This is a genomic window from Segatella copri, assembly GCF_009494835.1.
Taxonomy (GTDB): domain Bacteria; phylum Bacteroidota; class Bacteroidia; order Bacteroidales; family Bacteroidaceae; genus Prevotella; species Prevotella copri_F.
On the sequence record NZ_VZBE01000043.1, the window covers coordinates 17,531 to 40,769 of the forward strand.

The window sequence follows — 23,239 nt, forward strand, 5'->3', positions numbered from 1 at the left end:
TGTTACGAGGGCAAAGATACAAAATAATTTTGAATATCACCCTAAATCAATACGAAAGATGCACCCTTTTTACTTATTTTCTCATTTTATTGACTACTTTTCCTAAGTTTGTCCCTTTTTACGATGTTTTATTCACACACTTATCTTATCTGAACACCCAATGTTTCTTCTATTACTTGGATGACCTGTGGGATGGAATTCGTATCAAAATCACCCGTCAGACGCTTGCTCTCATCAGAAGCAGTATAGCTTGTGCCTGATAATTTAGAAAGATCCTCCAATACTTCTGATAATGGAGTATTGTCGAAATGCAGGCGATGGGTAGCCCATGCCACATCATTGATATCATAATCTGCCAACAACTTAGGTTGGGCAGCCCCTTTCAATAGACGTGCCCGCTTGCCTTTAATCAGGAAGACACCCTCTTCAGAGTTACGAGCTGTGAAAAGCACCTTTCCGCTAGTTACCATCACTTCGGGAGCATCCGTTCTTTCATCCACCATAAACCGGGTACCGAGCACTCTTACGTGTCCATGCTCTCCCATCACATCGAAAGGATGCTGTTCATCATGCTTCACCTGATAATAGATGCAGCCCCTCATCTCCACCTTTCTGCAATCATCTTCCTGATAGGAAAGAGTAGAATGAGGCATCAACGAAACCTTCGTTCCATCAGGCAGATGATACGCCATTACTTCCGATTCAGCAGAAAGCGTCACCGTCTTTGGCTGCAAAAGCGTATAGGCTCCTATGGTGAAAAGTACCAGAATAGATGCAGCCACAGCTATCCAGCGGATGCGACGCATGCGTAAAGATACAGTTGCAGCATGCGAAACCTCTTCATCAGCAATGCCAACCCGAGCCTTCACTTTCTGCAAAGCCTTCCGGGTATCCAGCTTGCCCGGCTGAAAATACTTCAGCACAAAATTCTGTTCATTCTTGTTGATCTTCATCATAGAATCCCTTTCTTCGTTTAAAATTGTCCTGTAATCTGTGCCTTGCCGGCAATGGCAAAGCACAAGGTACCTAAAATGATAAAAAGACTTCTTTTCATACTCCTCACTTTTTTATTTGGTATATATTCCGCCTTGATTATCCGATGGTGCCGATGGCAATGGGGCGATATACTTCGAAGCTTCACAGACATTAAATCCTGCCACTACACCGAAACCACCTTTTACGTTCGAATAAGTAGGTGTCACCTGCATCAATCCAGCGTCCGCCCAACTATTGCTCTGCGCATCGTTAATGCTCTTCAAGAAGCGATAGTACTCTGGAGTAACCTTGCAAAGTTGTACATTATAAGTAAAGCCAAACAAACGGTCCCAACCATCATACGTGTGCCAATAAGAATCATTACTGTTCACTTCCAAATGCATCGTATAGGTCTGTCCATTTATCGTCCGGTCATTGAAGATATAAACATCATCAAAGTATTTGTATTCGTCAAAGCCGAAATCATCATCCAACTCTGACTTCTTGTTAATCAATGGCTCACTGGTGGTCACCATCTCAGGCCAAACAATATTTGATGCCAAACTATCAAAACACCATTCATATTCATCCTCCCTACCCAAATAATTAAGGTAATCTTGGTAATTATTAGCATAAACATCATATTGCCATCTATTGCCTTCTTTGGGAACACCTTTCAAGTTTCCATATTTCTGCTTGCGAGTTACCTTCACAGAATAATAATCCGTGGTTGAAGCAGGGTCACTAAAAGTCGCTTCCAACTTATCTACCGAGAAATAAACATCATGATCCGACGATTTCTCTTTCAAATGGATGTCACCTATATTTACATCAACCTTCTCGGGAATGGAAGTCGAAGCAGAAACCTCGGAGAGACCATCTGCCGATACCTGGACCTCAATCTTATCTCCAGCCTTCTGCTTTCCTACGGCATAATACTGTCCTATTAGGGTAGAAAGAGACCAACTATCGGAAACTTGAGAAAAGGACTGCGCTTCCTTTATGTTTTCGATACGTTTCACCTCCTGTGGCATTCCATTTACCTTATATACGACACTTGCATCCACGGTTAAACGTGATTGGGTATCTATATCTCCTTTGAAAGAAGAAACGGGCAAGCTTTTCGTTACAACGATAAGTGTGGTGTCTCCCACCGTAGGAAAACAATAAAGTACCAATCGGGGAGTATCTTGCAGCTTCTTCACATCAAAATCATCTATGCAAGAAGAAAAGACCACGCTCATCAAACAGAAGAACAGTCCCCATCTCCAACTTACATTGATTTTTATTCTTCTATGATTTGTATTCATATCCAATGAAATTTCTTTTGTTTTAAAACTTGATAGTATAGCTAAATGAAGGTATTATTGGAATAAATCCCTTGTTTTTCGCCTCAAACTGCTGCGTAACCCCATTATAGTCCACCTTGACGTACATCGAGTTGAGATGGCAATAAGCATTATAGATGCTCAAATTCCAAATGCGCTCATGTCCATGCTTGGTGACATGACGGAAATCGAATCCCAAGTCCAAGCGATGATAAGCTGGAAGCGTCAAATTATTGGGGATGGCATAGACATAAGAGGCGGAATTCCACCAATTCCTGTAATACTTGCCTTCTTGATCTGGCAAGCTTGGCAATGCCGCCAACTGGGTTGGCACCGTGGCATGATTGCCCGTGTGATAGTTCCAGACCGCAAAGCAACTCACCTTCTTGTTGAACGCATACCGCAAGTACAGATTCAGCTTATGGCGGTTATCATACTTGTCGTAATACCAATCCTGATAGAAGTCATCATACTTTCGCTTGTTCCAAGAGAGCGTATAAGAACCACTCAAAGTCAGATGATTGGTGCGATAAGTGGCATCAGCCTCAACGCCATAGAAGAGCCCTTTGCCATCCATCACTTGCGAATCCCAATGCTCAGCAGGCGGCTCTATGCCTACCCAACTGCTGTATTGAAGCAGATGCTTGGACAACTTGTAATACCCTTCGAGCGACAGAAGCCAATGGCGGTTGGGCTGGGCATAGATTCCTGCCGCAAACTGATAAGAACGCATTGGCTTCAGATTTCGGGTAGTCGGTACCCAATAATCCGTAGGCAAGGACAAGTAGCTGTTAGAGACCTTATGCACATACTGGGTCATCTGAGTAAAGGAAGCCTTCAGCGACACCTCATTGCTCAGTTGATATTTCAGGGCAAAACGTGGGTCGATATTCAAGAAGTTCTTGTTACTGATATGAAAAAGGCCCATATTGAAGCCAACATTCATACTCCAGTTGCGGTTGATATTGATTTCATCCTCTGCGTATACCGTCCACTCATGCGCCACATGACGATTACTACTATTCATTCGGATGGTATCAACTTGGGCTGATGCATTTCCCTCATATCCAGTATAATCCAATTGCATAGCTGTCTGGGGGCGAAAGAGATGCATCGTATAGTCGCTTCCAAAACGGAAATGATGACGAGGGTTCGGACGGTAATCGAATGCCAGACGATAGCCCGCATCATAAATCGTTGAGGTATAACCATGCTCCAAGTGAGTGACAGAAGTGGCATTCTCTCCCGAAGGATTGATATAACGATCATCATCAAAGGAATACAACTTGGAACGATTATGGGAATACACCGCTGTAATGTTTGAAAAGAGCTTCGGAGAGAACAGGTAGTTCCAGTTGAGTGCTACATTAAAGTTTCCCCAATCCAGCTGCGACTTCGTCAAGTCCTTGTCATAGCTTTGGTTGGGTTGATACCCATCTGCCTTACTTTGATCAAAATCATCCTTCACATCCCAGCTGTCTTTTCCGTGATAGAGACTCAAGTCTATCTTCGAACGGTCGTTGAAACGATGGGTTACCTTGGCATTCAGGTCCATGAAGTAATAACCTATCGAGAGTTTATCGTCTGGATCAGAGAAAGCCTTGGTCAAGGGACGGGACAGCAAATCCATCCAGGAACGGCGCATACCTATATTATAAGAGGTCTTGCCTTTCCGGATAGGTCCCTCAAACTGCACACTGGCATCGAGCAGTCCGATGCGATAGGCACCATGAAACTGATTCATGTTTCCATCGGCAGTACGCACATCCACCACCGACGACAATCTTCCACCATATCGTGCAGGAAAGCCGCTCTTGTAGAAATCCACATTCTTCACCACATCGGCATTGAAACTGGAGAAAAGCCCCAGCGCATGATTCGTATCATAAAGCGGAGTACCATCTATCAGATAAAGGTTCTCATCGCCATTGCCACCATGCACATAGAGTCCGCTTGCCAACTCCTGTCCTTCTGCCACTCCACTCACACGCTGCAGGGTCTTCACCACATCCGGCGAAGACATCAGGGCAAACTCTGTCTTGATATCCTTGTTCGAAAAGGAGCGCTTGCCGGTTTGCGTGGTCAGAAGCGGAGAGTTCAAGTCGCCATCTACCACCACCTCAGGCAGTTTACCATCAACGCGGAGTGCCATATTATGATGCATATCTTTCGAGAGATTCAGCTTCTCTACCTTGTCGGCATAGCCCACATACGAAAAGCGAAGCTGGTGCTCGCCTTCGGGCAGGGTAAGCGAAAAGAAACCATATTCATTGGTCGTTGTACCAATGCCATCCGTCAGATCATAGATGGTGGCATTAATCAGCGATTCGCCACTCTCGTCACGGACGTATCCGCTGAGAGTGTGGCGACGCTGAACCTGCTGAACTTTGTGATTGATATTCGTGTAAGATGTTGATATTTGTTGTACGGGTTTTCGCTTCAATATCACATAGTTCGCATTGATATTATATAGAATATGAGTTTTCTCGAAAAGCACCTTCAGTGCCTTCTTCACCGGAAGATGCTGGATATCTGGTCCATGATACTTGATGTTCAATTCCCCATCAAGCGATGAATCATAGACGAAGTTGATTTTCCTGATGCGGTGCAGCCAATCCATCTGCTGACGGATGGTGGTAGAAGTCTGAGCCTCTACCATCATCTTCGGCGTACCTGCCAACGTTGGAGCTGGCAAGGCTAGAATTGAGAGCGCAAAAATAATCTCTTTACCTTTCATAACTGTACTTTTATTCATTCTTTTATTGCTATAACGCAAGAATTACAGAATACCCCCATGGATGAAAGGTAAAATATAGAAAAAATCTGCAAGAAAATCATCTTTCTTGCCTCGTAAGGTCTTTAAAGCCTTGGAAATCTGATGCTCCACGGTCTTTTCCGACAGGTTCAGTTCTTCAGCTATCTCCCGATAAGTCATTCCGTCACGCTTGCTCATCAGGAAGATTTCCCTGCATCGTTCGGGTAATAGCTCGATAGCCGTCCACAGTTTTGCCTCCCGGAAAGAACTTTCCTGTGCCTGGTCATCAGAAATCACGACACATAAATCGGTAGGAGAAATCTCCGTATCTATCGGAGACTGGCGGCGCAACCGGTCGATGCTGGCATTGCGCACAGAGGTATATAAGAAAGCCTTGATGTTTTCCGGCATGATACTTCTACTTATCAATTTCACAAAACAATCCTGCACCACGTCTTCAGCCTCATCGATATCATGCAGATAATGAGTGGCATAAAGACATAGCGGACGATAATACTGCTGAAATATCAAGTCTATCTCTTGCATAAACTTTCTCTATCTAAACTAAACTCTTATATAACAAAATAACCCTCCAAATCCGCAAAGACTTGAAGGGTTATTTATGACCTGTTGTCCCAGGCGGATTCGAACCACCACTGACAGAACCAAAAACTGTAGTGCTACCATTACACCATAGGACAAGCAAATCGGCTACAAAGGTAGTGGATTTTTTCTCCACTACCAAATATTTTCAATACTTTTAACGATTACTTAACAGTAATCAAGAAGTAGTTCTTCTTACCTTTCTGAACCAAAAGATACTTACCGTCAATCAGGTCATCAGCAGTTACAACCTGATCGAAAGCAGCGAGTTTCTCCTTGTTGAGTGAAACGCCACCACCCTTAACGAGCTTACGCATCTCGCTCTTACTTGGGAAGATCTGCATACCTTCCTGGTTGAAGAGGTCAACAGCTGTACCACCGAGCAAGTTCTTGTCGAGATCGTAGTGAGGTACATTGGCAAATACATCGTTCAATGTAGCCTCATCGAGCTGTGCCAAGTTCTCCTTGGTAGCCTTACCGAAGAGGATGTTGCTGGCTGCGATAGCCATATCCAAATCCTCCTGAGAATGAACCATTATGGTAACCTCCTCAGCCAAACGCTTCTGAAGTACACGGCGGCCTGGGTCCTGCTTGTGCTCCTCTACGAGGGCATCAATAGTCTCCTTGTCAAGGTCAGTAAAGATCTTGATGTACTTCTCGGCATCGTCATCGCTTACGTTCAACCAGAACTGGTAGAAAGCGTAAGGAGTAGTGCGATTACGGTCCAACCAGATGTTACCGCTCTCTGTCTTACCGAACTTCTTACCGTCTGCCTTGGTAATCAATGGGCAAGTGAGGCAGAAGCACTCTGCATCGTTACCCAATGTACGGTGAATCAGCTCAGTACCGGTAGTCATGTTACCCCACTGGTCGTTACCACCCAACTGGAGACGAACACCATACTTCTCATACTGATAGAGGAAGTCGTAGCCCTGGAGCAACTGATAGGTGAACTCAGTGAAAGACAAGCCGTCGCGAGCCTCACCGTTCAAGCGCTTCTGCACGCTATCCTTCGCCATCATGTAGTTTACAGTGATATGCTTACCAACCACACGAGCGAAATCGAGGAAGGTGAAGTCCTTCATCCAGTCGTAGTTGTTCACCAACTCCGCCTTGTTAGGCTCATTGCCATCGAAGTCGAGGAACTTAGATACCTGCTTCTTGATAGCTTCCTGGTTATGATAGAGAGTCTCTGAATCGAGAAGATTGCGCTCCTGGCTCTTGCCAGAAGGGTCGCCAATCATACCCGTGGCACCGCCGACGAGGAGATAAGGCTTATGGCCACAACGCTGCAAGTGGCGCAACATCATGATACCACAAAGGTGACCGATGTGCAGAGAGTCTGCAGTAGGGTCGGTTCCGAGATAGGCAGACACCATGTGGGTGTTGAGATATTCCTCAGTACCTGGCATTATCTGCGCCAGCATACCACGCCATTTCAATTCTTCAACAAAATTTTTTGCCATAGAATATGATTTTTTATTATATTATATAATATGTATAAGGGGCCCAACAATACAGTCGGAAACTTACGGTACGGGATCATAACCCGAACCACCCCAAGGATTGCATCTTAAGATGCGCCAAACAGCCAAAGCCAGTCCCTTAAAGGGACCATGCTTCAGGATGGCTTGTCTCGCATACTCTGAGCAAGTGGGCTGAAAGCGACAAGAAGGTGGCGTATAAGGAGTAATACACTTCTGATAAAACAATATCGGCAGTATAAGAATCCATACCAACACCTTTCTCATGCCATGTGCTATCATAAAGAGAATCTTCATCATAAACTGCTCTCTTTCATGACTGTTTCAGATTGCATCTCCTTGATATTATCAACCAATCTATCCAAAAGTTTAGTCATTTTGGTTGAAACCAGCTTTGAAGGCTGCAATTGTTCTGTTTGCCAAACAAAAGCCACAAGCAATTGTTTTCCAACATAATTCTGCATACAAGTCTCCAGCTCTTGTTTTTGATAACGAAAAGCTTCACGTATCTGTCGCTTTACCCGATTGCGCTTTACTGCGTGCTTAAAATAACGCTTTGATACACTGATAAGAACTTGAACAGAAGGTGCTTGCTCATCTTTCTTGTCAACAAGAAGAAACACCATTCTCATAGGCCATGCCGTCATTGCTTTAGCACCACCTCCAAAGAGCTGTTCTATAAGTGTCAGTTTACATAGATGCTCTTTCTTTCCGAATGTTTTATTTCTGTCTGTTGACATATCTATTCTATTAAATATTTCCTATTTATTATGACGTTTCAGATAATCTGCCAAGGCACCTGTCATAGATGGAAAAACTTTATTAGGAGCCTCCAGATCAAGGCGTAAGCCCTCATCTTCAACCGTTTTTGCTGTAGCAGGACCAAAAGCGCCAACAGCGATATTCCCTTGTTCAAAATTAGGGAAATTCTTCTTCAGAGCCTTTACACCTGTTGGGCTAAAGAAAAGCATCATATCATAATCGAAGTTCTTGATTTCCTCTTCAGAGAAATCATTGCTTACAGTACGATACATGACACATTCTGTATGATTGAGTTTTTTCTCATCAAGCAAGTTGGCAATATCATCATTATGAACACTGCTTAATGGTACCAGATATTTCTCGGTTTTATGGCGAGCCATCTGTCCCATCAACCCATCAATTTTACCTGTATCACCAAAGAACACCTTACGCTTGCGATACTGAACATACTTTTGGATGTAGAGAGCGATAGTCTCTATCACACAGAAATATTTCATATCTTCAGGAATTGTGATACGCATCTCCTTAGCTAATTTAAAGTAGTTGTCTACTGCATGACGAGATGTAAATACGACTGCAGTATAGTCAAGCAAATTTATTTTCTGCTGACGGAATTCTTTAGAAGAGAGCCCCTCTACCTTAAAGAATGGACGGAACACGCATTCTACTCCATATTGAGCCTGGATATCGAAGTAAGGAGACTTCTCACTTGCAGGTTTTGGCTGAGAAACTAAAATTTTCTTTATCATTTTGTCTTAAAAGTTTATTTTCAAATAATGACTGATTAACACAAGTCCACCCCAAAGAGCGAACAAGGGTATCACTTCAAGGGCACAAAAGTACAAAAATATTTGCAGAAACACGCCATTTCTTCTAAAAAAGATAATGTAAGCCTTCAAAAAAGCCAACAATTTAACTAATCCAAGGATAGTCAACGTGTATATCACTGCAATTTGCAATGGGAAATCGAAATACGACAAAAGCATCACCATTGGGAACAAGGCCACTCCTTGACATGATATAAGGAACAAGTATGCCTTGAGCCATTGTACATTTTTTTTCTTTTCAAAGAATACCCAACCAGAAATCACATAGAGGAACGCCTTCAACAAGAAATAGCCCCCCATACAACCAGCATATATACTGATTACCTGATATTGGTCTACGATAAACGTATCGCTGATAGATGCTTTCGAATAAATGAAATACCCGATTGCCAGCAAAAGACAGGTCTGCAACACGAAGAAGAACTGGTATCTTACTTCAGAACTGGTCTCCGTCACCTCTGTTGTACCGATACGTGGAGTACGGAAGAAGGTTTTTGCCTGGCGTATAACAAAATGCTTAGATTTAGAGAATGCTATACAAGCCAAGAGAAAACAGACCAACAGCAATGAAGTAATAAAGCTATCACCAGCTACCGTATAGGGAACAGGATCACCTGCCACCCCTAAGCGTCCACCCTTTAATTCCGGATGAAACAGAGAATCTTTTGAAAAGAATGACTCACGATAATATTGTGGCAAACTTACATCCCTAAAACTCTTACCTGCCTTATGTCCTGGCAAGTGTAATGTATCCGGCATCTTGCTCCAATGAATCTCACTGGGCTTGATATGTGCCCTAATCATGGAGTCCTGCTGAGCTGGCGTTGCATTCTTAGGCAGCCAGCTCAACACCTCTTTGGGTGTGAGCTGGCTGCTATGTTGCCTGAGCACTTGCTGTTGCGATTCAGCCTCAAGTGCGGCATCTGTCTGTATCGAATCTGCCTGTTGCACCATTCCTTAAAGTCCGAAAACTTTCTTGATTTCGTCTACCTTATCTAATTTTTCCCATGTAAAGAGTTCTACCTTCACAGTTTTAGCCTCATGATATCGGCTGGTGAAGGTTTTCTCTACTATCTCATTCTTACGTCCCATGTGTCCATATGCCGCAGTTTCCTGGAACATTGGCTGGCGCAACTTCAACTGGCGCTCGATTGCTTTAGGACGAAGATCAAACATTTCTGCAATTTTCTTTGCAATCTCGCCGTCAGTCATATTCACATGGCTTCTGCCGTAAGTATTTACATAGATACTAACCGGTTCTGCCACACCGATAGCATAACTTACCTGAACCAACATTTCATCTGCAACGCCGGCTGCAACCATATTCTTTGCAATATAACGGGCAGCATAAGCAGCCGAACGGTCAACCTTACTGCTATCCTTTCCAGAGAAGGCACCACCACCATGAGCACCCTTACCTCCATAAGTATCTACAATGATCTTACGACCGGTAAGACCTGTATCTCCATGAGGACCACCAATCACGAACTTACCTGTAGGGTTTACGAAGTACTTGATGTCATCATTGAAGAGAGCCAACACCTTATCACTCAGGTGAGTCTTTACTCTTGGAATCAGGATATTGATTACATCCTCACGAATCTTTGCCAGCATAGCATCATCATCGTCCTCACCATTTGCCTTCTTGATAAAATCATCATGCTGGGTAGAAACTACGATGGTATCGATGCGCTGTGGGATATTATCGTCTGAGTATTCGATAGTTACCTGGCTCTTAGAGTCCGGACGGAGATAAGTCATCACCTTGCCCTCCTTGCGGATATCTGCAAGTACACGCATGATGAGCTGAGCCAAGTCGAGTGATACCGGCATATAATTTTCGGTTTCCGTTGTAGCATAACCGAACATCATACCCTGGTCGCCTGCACCCTGATTATCATCCTCCTCACGACTTACACCGCGGTTAATATCATCACTCTGTTCATGGATAGCAGTAAGCACACCACAAGAGTCGCCGTCAAACTGATATTCGCTCTTGGTATAACCGATTTTCTTGATAGTCTTGCGGGCAATGTTCTGCAAATCAACATAAACATTAGAGCGAACCTCACCCATGATTACTACCTGACCAGTAGTACAAAAGGTTTCGATGGCGCAATGAGCGTGGTCATCGTAAGCCAAAAACTGGTCAAGCAATGCATCTGAAATCTGATCAGCCACTTTATCTGGATGTCCTTCAGAAACTGATTCTGATGAAAACAAATATGCCATATTTTCTTACTTTATTTCTATTAATTATTGATATTCATTATTTTGCGGCTGCAAAGTTACTCATATTTTTTCAGATTTTGTCATATTCCTATATAAAAAACGTCAATTCCTTGTGCTTTATCTGTTATTCGGGCATCTTTTGTCTGTTTTATCAGAATCAAGCACTTGGTTTTCTTCACTATATTTGATATTTCGAGGATGATGTTCCAAGATAGCTCTGCGCAAATCTGAAGTTTCAAGATGAGTATAAATCTCTGTGGTTCCAATATCTTCATGCCCCAGCAAGGCCTGAATTACCCTCAGATCGGCTCCACCTTTCAACAAGGCTGTAGCAAAACTATGGCGTAAAGTATGAGGAGAAATGGTTTTCTTGATTCCTGCATCATAAGCCGCATTTTTTATCATGATAAGTATCATATTGCGTGTGAGATGAGCACCTCTACGATTCAAGAAGACATAGTCTTCCTCACCTGGCTTGATTGTCATCAGATTCCGGTCTATATACCAAAGATTGATTTCTTTCAGAGCCTTACCAGAAATAGGAACGATGCGTTCCTTGTTACCTTTACCTATGACCCTAATAAACTTTTCTTCTTCAAACACATCGCTTTTCTTTAGATTCACAAGTTCCGAAACGCGAAGGCCACAGGAGAACAGGGTTTCTATAATCGCCTTATTACGCTGTCCCTCCCATTTTTCCAAATCGATAGCCGCTTCAAGCATGTCAACCTCTTCTACAGATAAATACTCCGGCAAATGCTTTCCTATTTGGGGAGAAACCAGTAATTCGGTCGGATCGTCTTTTATATAATCATCAAGCACCAGATACCGGTAGAAAGAACGGATTCCGCTCAAAATCCGAGCTTGCGAACGAGCAGAAACACCACGATCATGCAAACTTGCAGAAAAATTCTCCAAGTCTTCCAATTTCATTTCCGTCAGCACCAAATTGTTCTTATCAGCATACTCCAAGAGAAAATTCAAGTCATGGTAATAGGCATCCAACGTATTTTTGGAGAAATTACGCCCCAACTTGAGGTATCTCATATAGTTCTTTATAATTTCATTCCTCATTTTTTTGTCAGTTTCCTTAATTTATTGTATCTTTGCATCGTCTTTGCATAAGACTGTAGAACACAAAAGATCTCTGCCGCAAAGATACGAAAAAAATATGGATTACGATTAAAAATCAAGTAAATATGAAGATACAAATTATTAATGGTCCAAACTTGAACCTTCTTGGTGTAAGAGAACCGGGTATTTATGGCAGCAATTCTTTCGAGAGTTATCTGCCTAAGCTGAAAGCGAAATTCCCTGATATTGAGATAGAATACTTTCAGAGCAACATTGAAGGCGAGTTAATCAACAAGCTGCAGGAAGTAGGTTTTTCCTATGATGGTGTAGTACTCAATGCTGGCGCCTATACTCATACCAGCATCGCCTTGCAGGATTGTATTCGCAGTTTGAAATGCCCTTGCGTTGAAGTACACATCTCTAATGTGCATAAACGTGAAGAGTTCCGCCATCATTCATATATTTCCTGTGCTTGCCTGGGCGTAATCTGCGGTTTCGGTCTGGCTTCTTACGAACTTGCCATTTCAGGAATTTTAGCACAGAAAGAAACAGAAGAGTAAGATTTCCGTTACTCTAAATCCATCAGATTATGACAGAGACTGAACTCATAGACAAATATATCTGCCAGCATATAGAGCCTGAAGGCGATTATCTGTATCGTCTTTACCGCGCCACCAATATACATACTATCCATGGACGTATGGCTAGCGGCCATATTCAGGGCAGACTTCTCAAGATGCTTGTAGAGATGATTCGCCCGAAGAATATTCTGGAAGTAGGCACATTTAGTGGCTATAGTGCTATCTGTCTGGCACAGGGATTACAGGAAGATGGAAAACTCTACACTTTCGAAATCAATGATGAGATGGAAGATTTTACCCGTCCCTGGATAGAAGGTTCGAATGTTGCCGACAAGATTGACTTCCGCATCGGTGATGCCAACATAGAAGCGCCCCAACTAGGCGTAAAATTCGATATGGCTTTTGTTGATGGCGATAAGCGTACCTATATAGAAACGTATGAAATGGTTATGAGCATCCTGAACCCTGGAGGCTACATCCTTGCAGACAATACTCTTTGGGATGGTCACGTCATCGATCCTGCCTACGACCGAGACCACCAGACTCAAGGCATTCGGGCTTTCAATGATTTAATAGCAAGAGATCCTAGGGTAGAGGTTGTTATCTTACCACTACGCGATGGTCTTACACTCATCAGGAAAAAATAAAAAATCAATTAGAATAAGAAATGGCATGAATCCCCATGAAAGATTCATGCCATTTCTTTTAGTATATGCACCCAAGTATAAGAAATTCTGTAGGTTTTAACTCAACAGCCTTTTACTCAGCGCTCTTACAGGATACCATACAGCAAGCCAACCTACAGCAATTACAGTAACGAAGATAATGGCAACATCTGAGTAATGGACACTTACCGGATAAGCATCAACAATAAAGGAGCCTTCAGAATCTCCCAGACGTACAAATCCATATTGCTGCTGCAAAAAGCAGAGGAGCAAGCCCAATCCAATACCGATAACAGCACCTATCACAGCTATCATTCTACCTTCAAAAAGAAATACTCTGGTAATCTGCTTATCGTTAGCTCCAAGATTACGAAGAGTCACTACATCATTTTTCTTATCAATAATAAGCATAGAAAGCGACCCGATGATATTGAAACATGCAACAACTAAGATAAAGGTCAGGAAGATATAAGCAATCATCTTCTCTATCGACATAATTTTAAAGGTATCTTCCTGTTGTTCAAATCTGTCAAGCACTTTATATTTATTACCAGCTATCTGCTGCATCTCAGCCTTTACAGCATCCAGATTGCTACCCGGTTTCAAGCGTAATTCCAAATCAGAGAGCATACCTTGCTGACCAAAGAGATTACGGGCAAATGAAATAGAAGTGATGATGTAGTTTTTATCATACTTAGCCTGTTTAACGGCAAAAAGTACGCCAGGAGAGTTGAGCGAGTCAACAACAAAGCCATCACCTGGGTTAGTCATATCCAGCTGTCCTTCCTTTTTAGGAGCATAGATTTTCAGGAAACCATCCCATTGTGCTCCTATGCCTAAATTCTGGGCAAGACGGATACCTACTGTTCCATATTCCAGATTGGCAGCATGCAAGGAGAAAGAGCCATCACCATATAAAATATCTGTAATATGAGAAAGTTCTGCAAAATTATCATCTACACCCTTGATTTTCACCATAGCCTGATGATCATTATAGATTGCAAGAGCTTGATCTTCTACGGTTTCTGTTGCAACATCTACCTGCGGCAAAAGACGAATCTTAGTAAGAATAGGATCATCTGCAGGTGCAGTCTTTCCCTCAACAGGCACAACCTTGAGTTGTGGGTCAAAACTCGTAAAGAGTGAAGCTACCAGGTCATGGAAGCCGTTAAAAACACTCAGAACGATGACCAGAGCCATCGTAGCTACCGCCACTCCTATTACAGAAATAGAACTGATGACGTTGATGACGTGCGTACTCTTCTTTGAGAAAAGATACCTGCGAGCTATAAAGAATGGGAAATTCATAATTCTATCTTACCTTATTTATATAACAGTATAGGGAGTCAAGAATTGCCGTCTTAACTCCCTTGTCTTTTTACTTCCTTACTCTTTTACTTTTTCAAGAGTTCATCAATGTGCTCCAAATAATCGAGACTATCATCAAGGAAGAAACGGAGTTCTGGAATAATACGTAACTGGTTTCTCACTTTTTTACCCAAGTCGAAACGGATCGTCTTCTCATTTGCATTGATATTCTTCAAAATCTCCTCTCCTTTTTCAGAAGGGAACACACTCAAGTAAGCAGTACAGATACTGAGATCTGGACTTACTCTAACCTTAGTAACACTTACCATCACACCATGCATCATGCGAGTTTGTGACTGGAAGATAAGACTCAACTCCTTCTGGAGAAGTCTTGATATACGGTTTTGTCTTGTTTCTTGCATAACTATTAACTATAAATTATTAACTATAATACTATTCAAGATCTACATGTGTAACCTCCACCTGTTCATGAAGGAAAATCTGTGCAGATTCCTTGAATTTATCCTCACTCTCTGTTGTGAGATATCGGCAAGAGCCTGTTTTGGTAATCATCTGTTCCATCTGCGGATGGCGTTTCAGATAATCTTTCAGACTGTTTGCTACATATTGTCCTTGCGGAACCACTCTTACGCCATCAGGAAGATTCTTCACAATGCTGCTCATAAGAAGCGGATAATGCGTGCAACCCAAAATAATGGTATCAATATCAGCGTCCTTCAGCATCAGCTGGTCGATGCGTTTCTTTACGAAATAATCAGCTCCCGGACTATCTGCTTCATTGGCTTCCACGATGGCAGCCCAAAGCGGACAAGCCACGCCATTCACCTGAATCTCTGGCCAAAGTTTCGAAATTTCCATATTATAACTTTGGCTTTTAATAGTACCTTCTGTAGCTAGAAGTCCCACGTGATTACTCTTGGTAATAGTACCAATTACTTCGGCAGTAGGGCGGATAATACCCAGAACTCTTCTGGTGGGATCCAACTCAGGAATATCGCGCTGCTGCAAAGAACGTAGTGCCTTAGCCGAAGCCGTATTACATCCCAGGATAACGAGATGGCACCCCATAGAGAAAAGTTTAAGGACAGCCTGGCGTGTGAACTTATAAACCACCTCAAACGAACGCGAGCCATAAGGAGCACGAGCGTTATCACCCAAGTACATATAATCATACTGAGGCATCGTCTGGCGCAACCCATGCAGGATGGTCAGTCCGCCATAACCAGAATCAAAGACACCGATTGGTCCGGGATTAGAAGGCAACATCATTTTAAAGTCTCCTCCAGCAAAGCTGTAATATCCTCCCCCATCTCTTCGTTGAGATAAGGAGCTGCATTATTGTCTGTATTGATGATAAAGGCAAAGCCCTTCTGCTTGCCAATCTTTTTGGCTTCCTCGTTTATTTTTGCTTTGAGCGGAGCATAAGCATCATTCTCTGCTTGCTGCAACAGGCGGGTAGCCTCAGCCTTGAAGGCAATATTTTTCTCCATCAATTCACGCAATTCAGCCTGACGTTTCTCTAGGATTGTCTTGGCATAAGTGCGCTGTCCATCAAGAAATTCCTCATACTTAGCATTAAACTCAGTTTCTACACGTTTCGTTTCTGCATCGTATTTCTCACGGAGTTCATCCATATTATGCTTGGCTATAGCGTAACCAGGCATAGTATGAAAAACCTTATCAAAACTAAAGTAGCCAAAATGCAAAGGAGCAGATACAGCAATCTGTTGTTGCTGAACCTTTGCTGCAGGCGTTGTATGCTGGGCTGAAACAGTCAAAGAGATGAGAGCAAAAGCCAGAAATAAGAGATTCTTTTTCATGATGAGTGATACCGTTTATGATGAATACCTTATAAATACCTCGTTATTGAAAATGAGAAATAAGGGCAAGCACTTCTGCCTGCCCTCAATCTATATTCTTTGTTATTTGCCTTGATTACTTAATCTTAGCCTGTACTTCCTTAGTAACGTCTACTACGTTAGTACCTGTATATACAGCTGCACCATCCTCGAAGATGAAGGTGTAGTTGCCAGCCTTGCCTACAGCCTCGATAGCTGTACGTACCTTTGCTACGATAGGCTGCATGAGTTCGCTGCTCTTCTTCTGCAACTCCTGCTGACCATCCTGGTAAGCCTGCTGAATTTTCTGCTGGAGAGTCTGCAACTCAGTTTCCTTCTGCTGCTTTGCTGTAGCGTTCATTGTGCTGGAACCCTTTTGATACTCGTCAGCCTTACGCTGGAACTCATCCTGCATAGACTTCAAGTCATTCTCCTTCTGCTTCTGGAGAGCTTCCATCTCGCCATTAGCCTTAGCTACATCTGGCAAAGACTGCATAATCTGCTGAGTATTTACTTTACCAAACTTCTGAGCCATCATAGTCATTGGTGCACAGAGCATCAACATTAAAATAAGCTTTTTCATTGTTCTATTCTTTTTAATTATTAATTTCTAAATGAAGTTTTCATGCCGCCAACCATTGGCACATGCACTTACCGGCTGCAAATATACAATTATTATTTGGAATAACCTAATTTTTGGAGCACTTCGTTGCTAATATCTATCTTAGGAGAGCCAAAGATGATGCCGCTGTTGCTAGCTCTATCGAGAACAAGCGAATATCCGCGCAGGTCTGAAATCTCTTTTACGGCTGTATAAATCTCTTCCTGAATAGGTCCCATCAATGCCTCACGCATCTTATATAGGTCGCCTTCTGCACCAAAATATTTTTTCTTCAAATCGCTAGCCTCCTTCTCTTTCTGCATGATGGCATCCTGCTTAGCCTTCTTCTGCTCCTGAGAAAGGAACACTACCTCGTTCTGATAGTTCTTATACATGGTGCTTGCCTCCGTATTAAGAGCTTCCACCTCAGCCTGCCATTTGCGGCTTACCTGATTCAACTGCTCGTTGGCACGCTCATAAGCGGGTACATTCTTCAAGATGTACTCCATATCTATCAATGCATATTTCTGTGCATGTGCTGAGATGGCTGCTACAGCCATCATCAGCATCAATACTATTTTCTTCATAAAACCCATTTTTAGAATTCCTGACCTAAGATGAAGTGGAACTGGCTTCCACCCTTCTTATATGAGCTACCATTCCATACAGTATCGAAACCGTAAGCCCAGTCAATACCCATCAGACCAACCATAGGCAAGAAGATACGTACACCGACACCGGCACTACGTTTCATGCTGAATGGGTTGAACTTCTTGGTTTCATACCAGGCGTTACCAGCCTCTACGAAGGTCAAACCGTAAATGGTTGTGTTACCTAAGAGGAATGGATAGCGAAGCTCCAATGAGAAGCGGTCGTATGCATAAGCATAGTAACCGGTTGTAGGGCTGTAAGATACAGAACCATTCTCATAACCGCGGAGTCCGATTGTTTCCTCACCATAATATGATGAGTATCCACTCATACCGTCACCACCCACATAGTAGGTCTCGAACGGACTCTTCTTATACTTGTTATAAGAACCGAGCAAACCGAGTTCTACACGGGTCATCAATACGAAGCACTTCTGACCCTCTGTGAGTGCAGTATAAGTCTTTGCCTTGAACTTCCACTTATGGTATTCAATCCATCTGTACTTCTCCTGCTGCTCAGCAGAATAGGTTGGCGACTTAGAATCGTTGGCAAGATTCTTGTAGTCCTTGTTGTCGAACGCACTCCATGGCGGAGTAAGGTTGACACTTGCTTCAACCTCAGAACCACGACGTGGGAAGAGTTGGTTATCGGTTGATGTTCGGTTCAATGCGATGGTCAAGTTCAAGTTGTTCGCATTACCGTTGGTCATCAACATATAGCTCCAGTTCTTCATCATGTAGCGCTGGTAAGCCAACTGTACAGACAAGGTGAAGTAATCATCCGGCCAACGGAGGCGCTTACCCCAACCGAGGCTTACACCCACCATCTGGATATACTTGTCTGGATCGTAATAATTCTCGTAGTTGTTATAGTAACTAGAACCATAGCCATATAAGTAACTCTGATAGTTGTACATGGCTGCACTATTGTAATAGTTGCTTGACACGTCGGTACTCTTACTGTAGTATGCACCTACGCTGAACTGGATAGGGCGCTTACCGCCAAACCAGTTGGTAGAGTAGCTTACGTTATAGCTCTGATAGTAGGTACCATTGGTCTGTGCACCGATACTCAGCACTTCACCATCACCGATAGGCATGATACCACGATGCTCCTTGTTTTTGTTGAAGAGGTTTGCCATAGAGAAGTTGTTGAGCTTCAAGCCCACACGTCCGATGACACCCGTCTGACCCCAACCGAGCGAGAACTCAATCTGGTCGTTACTTTTCTGCTCCAGATTCCAGTTTACATCAACCGTACCATCTTCAGGATTAGGCTTTACATCCGGGCTAACCTTCTCAGGATCAAAGTGTCCCATAGAAGCAAGCTCACGAGCCGAACGCATCAGAGCATCTTTAGAGAAAAGGTCACCTGGCTTGGTACGAAGTTCACGGCGCACTACGTTTTCGTAAAGACGGGTATTACCATTGATACGTACATGGCTCAGATAAGCCTGAGGTCCCTCTGTTACGCGCATCTCCAAATCGATAGAATCGCCATCAATATTGATTTCAGTCGGTTCGATACGAGAGAACACATAACCATTATTATAATAGAGGTTAGAAACAGCGTCATCATCTTCATTCAGGCGCTTACCCAATATCTTCTGGTTATATACATCGCCCTTCTTCATGCCGAGCAATGCTTCGAGATAAGCTGAAGAGTAAACGGTATTACCTGCCCAGGAGATGTTACGGATATAGTATTTCTTACCTTCATCTACCTTGATGTAGATATTAACGTGCTTCTCATCGAAGTTGCTCACACTATCTTCCAGAATCTGAGCATCACGGAAACCATACTCATTATATTTGTCGATGAGTTTCTGCTTATCTTCCTTCCATCTCTCAGGGGTAAACTTCTTCGACTTGAAGAAAGAGGCGAACTTACCAGCCTCATGAGTCTTGGCAAAAGCACCCTTCGAGAAGAGTCCACCCTTAATCTTGCGGTCAGAAAGCTGTTCGTTTCCATCGATTGTTATCTGATGTACCTTGATTTTTTCTTTCTTGTCAACAACAACATCCAGGATTACCTGTCCCTTGTTGGCAATATCATCGCGCTGGTTAATCTGGATATCAGCGTTCTTGAAGCCCTTATCATCGAAATACTTCTTGGCAAGAATCTTGGCACGATCGAGCATATTCGGAGTTACCTGAGTGCCCTTTACCATACCCAACTTCTGCTCCATATCTTCACGCTCGCTCTTTTTCAAACCAACATAGTTGATATTAGAGATACGTGGACGAACCGCAAGATAGATATGGAGATAAAGCTTCTCACCTACGATAGAGTCGGCAGCGATAGCCACCTTCGAGAAAAGTCCATGTTTCCAGTAGCGCTTTACGGCATTGGTAATCTCGTCGCCAGGCACAGTAATCTCGTCGCCCACACTAAGGCCTGAGATACCTGTGAGAACATAGTCTTCGTAGCCCTCAACACCCGAAACATTGATACCACCAATCTTAAGGGTACGAGGTGTACCAGCATACGAGATGTCAGGGTTTACGATTTTATCTTGTGCCTGAATCTGCATGCATGCCATTACGCCGAACAGCAGGATGAAAATCTTTTTAAATCTATTCATTTATACCTTATTATATATAATATGATTTTTCTATGCTTGTATGAGGTTTGCCTATTTCTCCTCCTCTTCCACCTGTGCCTCGGTTTTTCCAAATCGACGTTGGCGGTTCTGATAACTTGCTATTGCCTTGTGCAGATCTTCTTCATTGAAGTCTGGCCAGAAGGTATCACAGAAATACAACTCTGAATAAGCTATCTGCCAAAGAAGATAGTTGCTGATACGGAGTTCACCTCCTGTACGTATCAGAAGTTCAGGATCTGGCATGAAACTGGTCTCAAGATGCTTCTCGAAGTTCTCCTCTGTCAGTTTATCCTCTATCTGCTCATAGGTTGAACCAGACTCGAGTGCTTCTTTTACCATTTTCTTTGTAGCATTCAGGATTTCCCAACGTGAAGAATAGCTCAATGCCACAACCATAGTCATAGCATCGTTCTTCGCAGTATGGTCCATGGTCTCCTGAAGCTTGTCCTGCACCTGTTGTGGCAGGCGTTTCAAATCGCCTATCACACGGAAGCGGACATTATTCTTCATGAAGATTTCATCTTCGAGCGAAGTCAGTACCAGTCCCATCAAGGCAGCAACCTCATCGGCAGGACGGTTCCAATTCTCGGTAGAGAATGTATAGAGGGTGAGATATTTCACACCCAACCGGGTACACTCCGATGTAATACGACGCACAGTATCTACTCCAGCCTGATGGCCGTAGCTACGCTCCTTGCCCCGTTCTGTTGCCCAGCGACCATTGCCATCCATAATGATAGCGATGTGCTCAGGAATCCTGTTCATATCTAAGTTGTCCATCATTCTTCTTTATTACAAGTTTTACATTTTGCACTGAAACTATAGGTCACCGAAACGGCTATGGTAGAATAGCAGTCGGTATTCTTGAACATGCCACTACTCTTTACCCAATAAGGGTCTTTCACGCCATCCAGTTCATCGCTAAGCGAGAAATGGAAAGTCCAGGCAAGTCCCAAGTTCAATCTTTCGTTTACTTTATATTTTGCGCCGATGCCTAAAGGCACGTTGGCTGTAAATACATTCTTTTCGTTACCTTTTACATAGGTTGCTCCCAAGCCACCCAGTATATAAGGAACCAGACGCTGGGCTCCGCGATAGTCTCTGCCTGTTCCGTAGGGCCAGAAGTTGTACTCAAACACCAGATTCATATCCACCAGCGTAGAATTGAAGGAATAGGGATTCTCTGCATAATCAGGATAGAAAGTATCCACATTAGCCGAAGAACCTTTTATCTTTCCAAAGCCCACGCTCAGTTTCAAGTCCTTGTAGGGGTCGAAATTGTATCTTCCCACCAGGAAACCGGCAGGCTGCATGTCGCTAAGCACATTTCCGTTAAAGTCGCCCTCATAGGTCATTACACCTACACCGGCACCTATCTCCATGCGATATTGCGGATCGTCCTGTGCACGAACCGCCATACAGCCCAGAGTTAAGAAGGCAAGCAGGATGATTAATCTTCCTTCTTGCTCCAGCCATCTATGTTGAAACGTCCTCTCCATACGTATCCGTTTCTGATAATCCAATAATAGTGTTGCTTGTCACGGCAGAAAGCGAAACGGCCAGCAGTACCAAACTCATCAGGCAAAGCCACCTTCTTGTCCTGAGTCCAAGTCAAACCTGCATCCTGGCTCTTATACCATTTGCCGTTGCTGCCTAAAGCCACGAAGCCTGTATCGGCAGCACAAGTGATAACCTGATCCAAGCAAGGCATCTTTCCACTTTGATTCTTTTCGATTTCCAGATAGTTCCACTGTCCGGCTTCAGCATTTTCATCATAGTCAACCGTGCGCAACCATGTGGTAATTGTATCATTCAAAGCCTTGTTGCGAGTACCCATCAGCATTACGTTCTCCACATTTTTTGCAGAGAGTACGCCAGCCACATTCATTGAAATATTCTGTGTTGGCAAAGAGTCTGCATCTGTATCAAGTTTCTCCTGCTCCCAGCTGGCACCCTGATCTTTTGAAACAGAGATACCTGCAGCAGTAGCAGTATATGCATAGAGATACTTGCTGCTTGCACCAATGAGCTGCTTGATATCTGGATTTTCAGAAACCACTTTCCATGTTGCTGCATCGGCAGAAGCATAAACCTTGCCGCCATCTGCAATATAGAGTTTGCCATCCAGCGCTACTGCACTCTGGTAAGCGTCACTACTTAAGCTTACGTTCATCATAATAGATGACCAGGCGCTGCCATCATTGATGGCTGACTTCAGCACCTTAGTACCCTCGGCAGTCTTGCCAAATACATAGATATCATCACCACAAGCTACAGCCTTCAGATCAGAGAATGCTGCCAACTGACTGTTGTTCTGAGCCAGCTCATGCCACTTAAACTCATAAGGCAACTCCTTATGTACGTTTACGGTAACCTTATACTCGGCATAGGCAGAGTAGTCACCGCTGTAAACTCTAATAAAGCGAGGCTTTGAGAAGTTAATGGAATCAGAGCTTGAATAGTATGCTGCGACAGAATCAGTCTTGTTGATATCCATCAGGAGAATAGGGCTGCTATTCTTGCTGCTGATAGTAGCCAATATGGCACTATCCCTCACCCCACAAGGCAAGGAATCTACATTATAAATCTTGCGTTGTGCCTGATCTATGTAAAATTTATAGTCAGAGCCCGTCACATTAGCCTTGAGCAAGGTATCTTTACCTGCCTTCGTTTTGGTATATCTGTCAAGACTACCCAACGAGAAAGCCGTGATGGCTGTATCATGTGTATATTCTACTGTTGTTTCATCGCTGCTCAAGCAAGAAGAGAGCGAGAGCGTAGCTGTAATCAGCGCTATGAAAGCAAAAAACTTCCTTTTCATTCTATCCTATTTTATTTTTAGCTGCAAATTTACTGAGAATTCTTTAAAAACTCGACCTTTTCTCCTTATTATTATGCAAATTATTCATTTTTAGGCGCATTTTTTAAG

Annotated in this window: 23 protein-coding genes and 1 tRNA gene; 2 read left to right on the plus strand and 22 right to left on the minus strand. The window is 43.2% G+C overall.

Features of this window, described 5'->3' with window-relative positions; all coding sequences use genetic code 11:
• Positions 1 to 140: 140 nt before the first annotated feature.
• The 12 genes from F7D47_RS06450 to xerA form a co-directional block, all read right to left on the minus strand.
• Entirely contained in the window at positions 141 to 956 is an 816-nt protein-coding gene (locus F7D47_RS06450) for a FecR family protein (protein ID WP_153085075.1), read from the minus strand.
• Between the two features lie 111 nt (positions 957 to 1,067).
• Complete coding sequence (locus tag F7D47_RS06455) at positions 1,068 to 2,285, minus strand: DUF4249 domain-containing protein (RefSeq protein ID WP_153085076.1); 1,218 nt, start codon at positions 2,283 to 2,285, stop codon at positions 1,068 to 1,070.
• A gap of 22 nt (positions 2,286 to 2,307) precedes the next feature.
• Entirely contained in the window at positions 2,308 to 5,058 is a 2,751-nt protein-coding gene (locus F7D47_RS06460; protein WP_228113345.1) for a TonB-dependent receptor, read from the minus strand.
• A 24-nt stretch (positions 5,059 to 5,082) separates the two neighbouring features.
• Positions 5,083 to 5,604, minus strand: a complete 522-nt coding sequence (locus F7D47_RS06465; protein WP_119229196.1) for an RNA polymerase sigma-70 factor — start codon at positions 5,602 to 5,604, stop codon at positions 5,083 to 5,085.
• A gap of 84 nt (positions 5,605 to 5,688) precedes the next feature.
• Positions 5,689 to 5,759 (minus strand) — tRNA-Gln (locus tag F7D47_RS06470).
• A gap of 66 nt (positions 5,760 to 5,825) precedes the next feature.
• Entirely contained in the window at positions 5,826 to 7,127 is a 1,302-nt protein-coding gene (gene tyrS / locus F7D47_RS06475) for a tyrosine--tRNA ligase (protein WP_006848087.1), read from the minus strand.
• Between the two features lie 63 nt (positions 7,128 to 7,190).
• A complete protein-coding gene (gene yidD / locus F7D47_RS06480) occupies positions 7,191 to 7,442 on the minus strand; it encodes a membrane protein insertion efficiency factor YidD (RefSeq protein WP_040553354.1) in 252 nt (83 codons plus the stop codon).
• A complete protein-coding gene (rnpA, locus tag F7D47_RS06485) occupies positions 7,442 to 7,885 on the minus strand; it encodes a ribonuclease P protein component (protein WP_117693277.1) in 444 nt (147 codons plus the stop codon). The genes yidD and rnpA overlap by 1 nt, the downstream gene beginning before the upstream one ends.
• 21 nt (positions 7,886 to 7,906) lie before the next feature.
• Positions 7,907 to 8,656, minus strand: coding sequence for a uroporphyrinogen-III synthase (locus F7D47_RS06490; protein ID WP_118079554.1), 750 nt, complete (start codon positions 8,654 to 8,656; stop codon positions 7,907 to 7,909).
• A 6-nt stretch (positions 8,657 to 8,662) separates the two neighbouring features.
• Entirely contained in the window at positions 8,663 to 9,688 is a 1,026-nt protein-coding gene (locus F7D47_RS06495; RefSeq protein ID WP_117693275.1) for a DUF4271 domain-containing protein, read from the minus strand.
• A gap of 3 nt (positions 9,689 to 9,691) precedes the next feature.
• Positions 9,692 to 10,966, minus strand: coding sequence for a methionine adenosyltransferase (gene metK / locus F7D47_RS06500; protein ID WP_119229194.1), 1,275 nt, complete (start codon positions 10,964 to 10,966; stop codon positions 9,692 to 9,694).
• A gap of 117 nt (positions 10,967 to 11,083) precedes the next feature.
• Positions 11,084 to 12,040, minus strand: a complete 957-nt coding sequence (xerA, locus tag F7D47_RS06505) for a site-specific tyrosine recombinase/integron integrase (protein WP_022121521.1) — start codon at positions 12,038 to 12,040, stop codon at positions 11,084 to 11,086.
• Between the two features lie 125 nt (positions 12,041 to 12,165).
• Between xerA and aroQ the strand changes: the two genes are divergently transcribed.
• Positions 12,166 to 12,600 carry a type II 3-dehydroquinate dehydratase gene (gene aroQ / locus F7D47_RS06510; RefSeq protein ID WP_006848094.1) on the plus strand — a complete coding sequence of 145 codons (435 nt, stop codon included), beginning with the start codon at positions 12,166 to 12,168 and terminating at the stop codon, positions 12,598 to 12,600.
• Between the two features lie 29 nt (positions 12,601 to 12,629).
• Positions 12,630 to 13,268, plus strand: a complete 639-nt coding sequence (locus F7D47_RS06515; RefSeq protein WP_153085077.1) for an O-methyltransferase — start codon at positions 12,630 to 12,632, stop codon at positions 13,266 to 13,268.
• 96 nt (positions 13,269 to 13,364) lie between these two features.
• On the opposite strand, the gene F7D47_RS06520 is transcribed toward F7D47_RS06515, so the two are convergent.
• From F7D47_RS06520 to F7D47_RS06565, 10 genes are all read right to left on the minus strand, one after another.
• Positions 13,365 to 14,594 (minus strand): FtsX-like permease family protein, encoded by a 1,230-nt coding sequence (locus F7D47_RS06520; protein ID WP_006848096.1) that lies wholly within the window; start codon positions 14,592 to 14,594, stop codon positions 13,365 to 13,367.
• Between the two features lie 86 nt (positions 14,595 to 14,680).
• On the minus strand, positions 14,681 to 15,016 hold the full coding sequence (rbfA, locus tag F7D47_RS06525; protein ID WP_006848097.1) for a 30S ribosome-binding factor RbfA: 336 nt from the start codon (positions 15,014 to 15,016) through the stop codon (positions 14,681 to 14,683).
• Between the two features lie 31 nt (positions 15,017 to 15,047).
• The gene (gene murI, locus F7D47_RS06530; RefSeq protein WP_022121519.1) at positions 15,048 to 15,884 is read right to left on the minus strand and encodes a glutamate racemase; all 837 of its coding nucleotides are present in this window, start codon (positions 15,882 to 15,884) and stop codon (positions 15,048 to 15,050) included.
• On the minus strand, positions 15,881 to 16,435 hold the full coding sequence (locus F7D47_RS06535) for an OmpH family outer membrane protein (RefSeq protein ID WP_006848099.1): 555 nt from the start codon (positions 16,433 to 16,435) through the stop codon (positions 15,881 to 15,883). Before F7D47_RS06535 ends, murI begins: the two co-directional genes overlap by 4 nt.
• Positions 16,436 to 16,550: 115 nt before the next feature.
• Positions 16,551 to 17,036: an OmpH family outer membrane protein gene (locus F7D47_RS06540; RefSeq protein ID WP_006848100.1), complete on the minus strand. Its 486-nt coding sequence runs from the start codon at positions 17,034 to 17,036 to the stop codon at positions 16,551 to 16,553.
• Positions 17,037 to 17,128: 92 nt separating this feature from the next.
• On the minus strand, positions 17,129 to 17,641 hold the full coding sequence (locus F7D47_RS06545; protein ID WP_022121518.1) for an OmpH family outer membrane protein: 513 nt from the start codon (positions 17,639 to 17,641) through the stop codon (positions 17,129 to 17,131).
• Positions 17,642 to 17,652: 11 nt separating this feature from the next.
• Positions 17,653 to 20,289 carry a BamA/OMP85 family outer membrane protein gene (locus F7D47_RS06550; RefSeq protein ID WP_153085078.1) on the minus strand — a complete coding sequence of 879 codons (2,637 nt, stop codon included), beginning with the start codon at positions 20,287 to 20,289 and terminating at the stop codon, positions 17,653 to 17,655.
• 51 nt (positions 20,290 to 20,340) lie between these two features.
• A complete protein-coding gene (locus tag F7D47_RS06555) occupies positions 20,341 to 21,093 on the minus strand; it encodes an isoprenyl transferase (protein ID WP_181976443.1) in 753 nt (250 codons plus the stop codon).
• On the minus strand, positions 21,090 to 21,809 hold the full coding sequence (locus tag F7D47_RS06560; protein ID WP_153085079.1) for a DUF6089 family protein: 720 nt from the start codon (positions 21,807 to 21,809) through the stop codon (positions 21,090 to 21,092). Before F7D47_RS06560 ends, F7D47_RS06555 begins: the two co-directional genes overlap by 4 nt.
• On the minus strand, positions 21,761 to 23,131 hold the full coding sequence (locus F7D47_RS06565) for a DUF6242 domain-containing protein (protein ID WP_153085080.1): 1,371 nt from the start codon (positions 23,129 to 23,131) through the stop codon (positions 21,761 to 21,763). The genes F7D47_RS06560 and F7D47_RS06565 overlap by 49 nt, the downstream gene beginning before the upstream one ends.
• Positions 23,132 to 23,239: the final 108 nt, after the last annotated feature.

Coding starts and splice junctions, on each gene's coding strand:
- F7D47_RS06450 (WP_153085075.1), bottom strand. CDS start 956: ATGATGAAGATCAACAAGAATGAACAGAATTTTGTGCTGAAGTATTTT.
- F7D47_RS06455 (WP_153085076.1), bottom strand. CDS start 2,285: ATGAATACAAATCATAGAAGAATAAAAATCAATGTAAGTTGGAGATGG.
- F7D47_RS06460 (WP_228113345.1), bottom strand. CDS start 5,058: ATGAATAAAAGTACAGTTATGAAAGGTAAAGAGATTATTTTTGCGCTC.
- F7D47_RS06465 (WP_119229196.1), bottom strand. CDS start 5,604: ATGCAAGAGATAGACTTGATATTTCAGCAGTATTATCGTCCGCTATGT.
- tyrS (WP_006848087.1), bottom strand. CDS start 7,127: ATGGCAAAAAATTTTGTTGAAGAATTGAAATGGCGTGGTATGCTGGCG.
- yidD (WP_040553354.1), bottom strand. CDS start 7,442: ATGAAGATTCTCTTTATGATAGCACATGGCATGAGAAAGGTGTTGGTA.
- rnpA (WP_117693277.1), bottom strand. CDS start 7,885: ATGTCAACAGACAGAAATAAAACATTCGGAAAGAAAGAGCATCTATGT.
- F7D47_RS06490 (WP_118079554.1), bottom strand. CDS start 8,656: ATGATAAAGAAAATTTTAGTTTCTCAGCCAAAACCTGCAAGTGAGAAG.
- F7D47_RS06495 (WP_117693275.1), bottom strand. CDS start 9,688: ATGGTGCAACAGGCAGATTCGATACAGACAGATGCCGCACTTGAGGCT.
- metK (WP_119229194.1), bottom strand. CDS start 10,966: ATGGCATATTTGTTTTCATCAGAATCAGTTTCTGAAGGACATCCAGAT.
- xerA (WP_022121521.1), bottom strand. CDS start 12,040: ATGAGGAATGAAATTATAAAGAACTATATGAGATACCTCAAGTTGGGG.
- aroQ (WP_006848094.1), top strand. CDS start 12,166: ATGAAGATACAAATTATTAATGGTCCAAACTTGAACCTTCTTGGTGTA.
- F7D47_RS06515 (WP_153085077.1), top strand. CDS start 12,630: ATGACAGAGACTGAACTCATAGACAAATATATCTGCCAGCATATAGAG.
- F7D47_RS06520 (WP_006848096.1), bottom strand. CDS start 14,594: ATGAATTTCCCATTCTTTATAGCTCGCAGGTATCTTTTCTCAAAGAAG.
- rbfA (WP_006848097.1), bottom strand. CDS start 15,016: ATGCAAGAAACAAGACAAAACCGTATATCAAGACTTCTCCAGAAGGAG.
- murI (WP_022121519.1), bottom strand. CDS start 15,884: ATGATGTTGCCTTCTAATCCCGGACCAATCGGTGTCTTTGATTCTGGT.
- F7D47_RS06535 (WP_006848099.1), bottom strand. CDS start 16,435: ATGAAAAAGAATCTCTTATTTCTGGCTTTTGCTCTCATCTCTTTGACT.
- F7D47_RS06540 (WP_006848100.1), bottom strand. CDS start 17,036: ATGAAAAAGCTTATTTTAATGTTGATGCTCTGTGCACCAATGACTATG.
- F7D47_RS06545 (WP_022121518.1), bottom strand. CDS start 17,641: ATGAAGAAAATAGTATTGATGCTGATGATGGCTGTAGCAGCCATCTCA.
- F7D47_RS06550 (WP_153085078.1), bottom strand. CDS start 20,289: ATGAATAGATTTAAAAAGATTTTCATCCTGCTGTTCGGCGTAATGGCA.
- F7D47_RS06555 (WP_181976443.1), bottom strand. CDS start 21,093: ATGATGGACAACTTAGATATGAACAGGATTCCTGAGCACATCGCTATC.
- F7D47_RS06560 (WP_153085079.1), bottom strand. CDS start 21,809: ATGGAGAGGACGTTTCAACATAGATGGCTGGAGCAAGAAGGAAGATTA.
- F7D47_RS06565 (WP_153085080.1), bottom strand. CDS start 23,131: ATGAAAAGGAAGTTTTTTGCTTTCATAGCGCTGATTACAGCTACGCTC.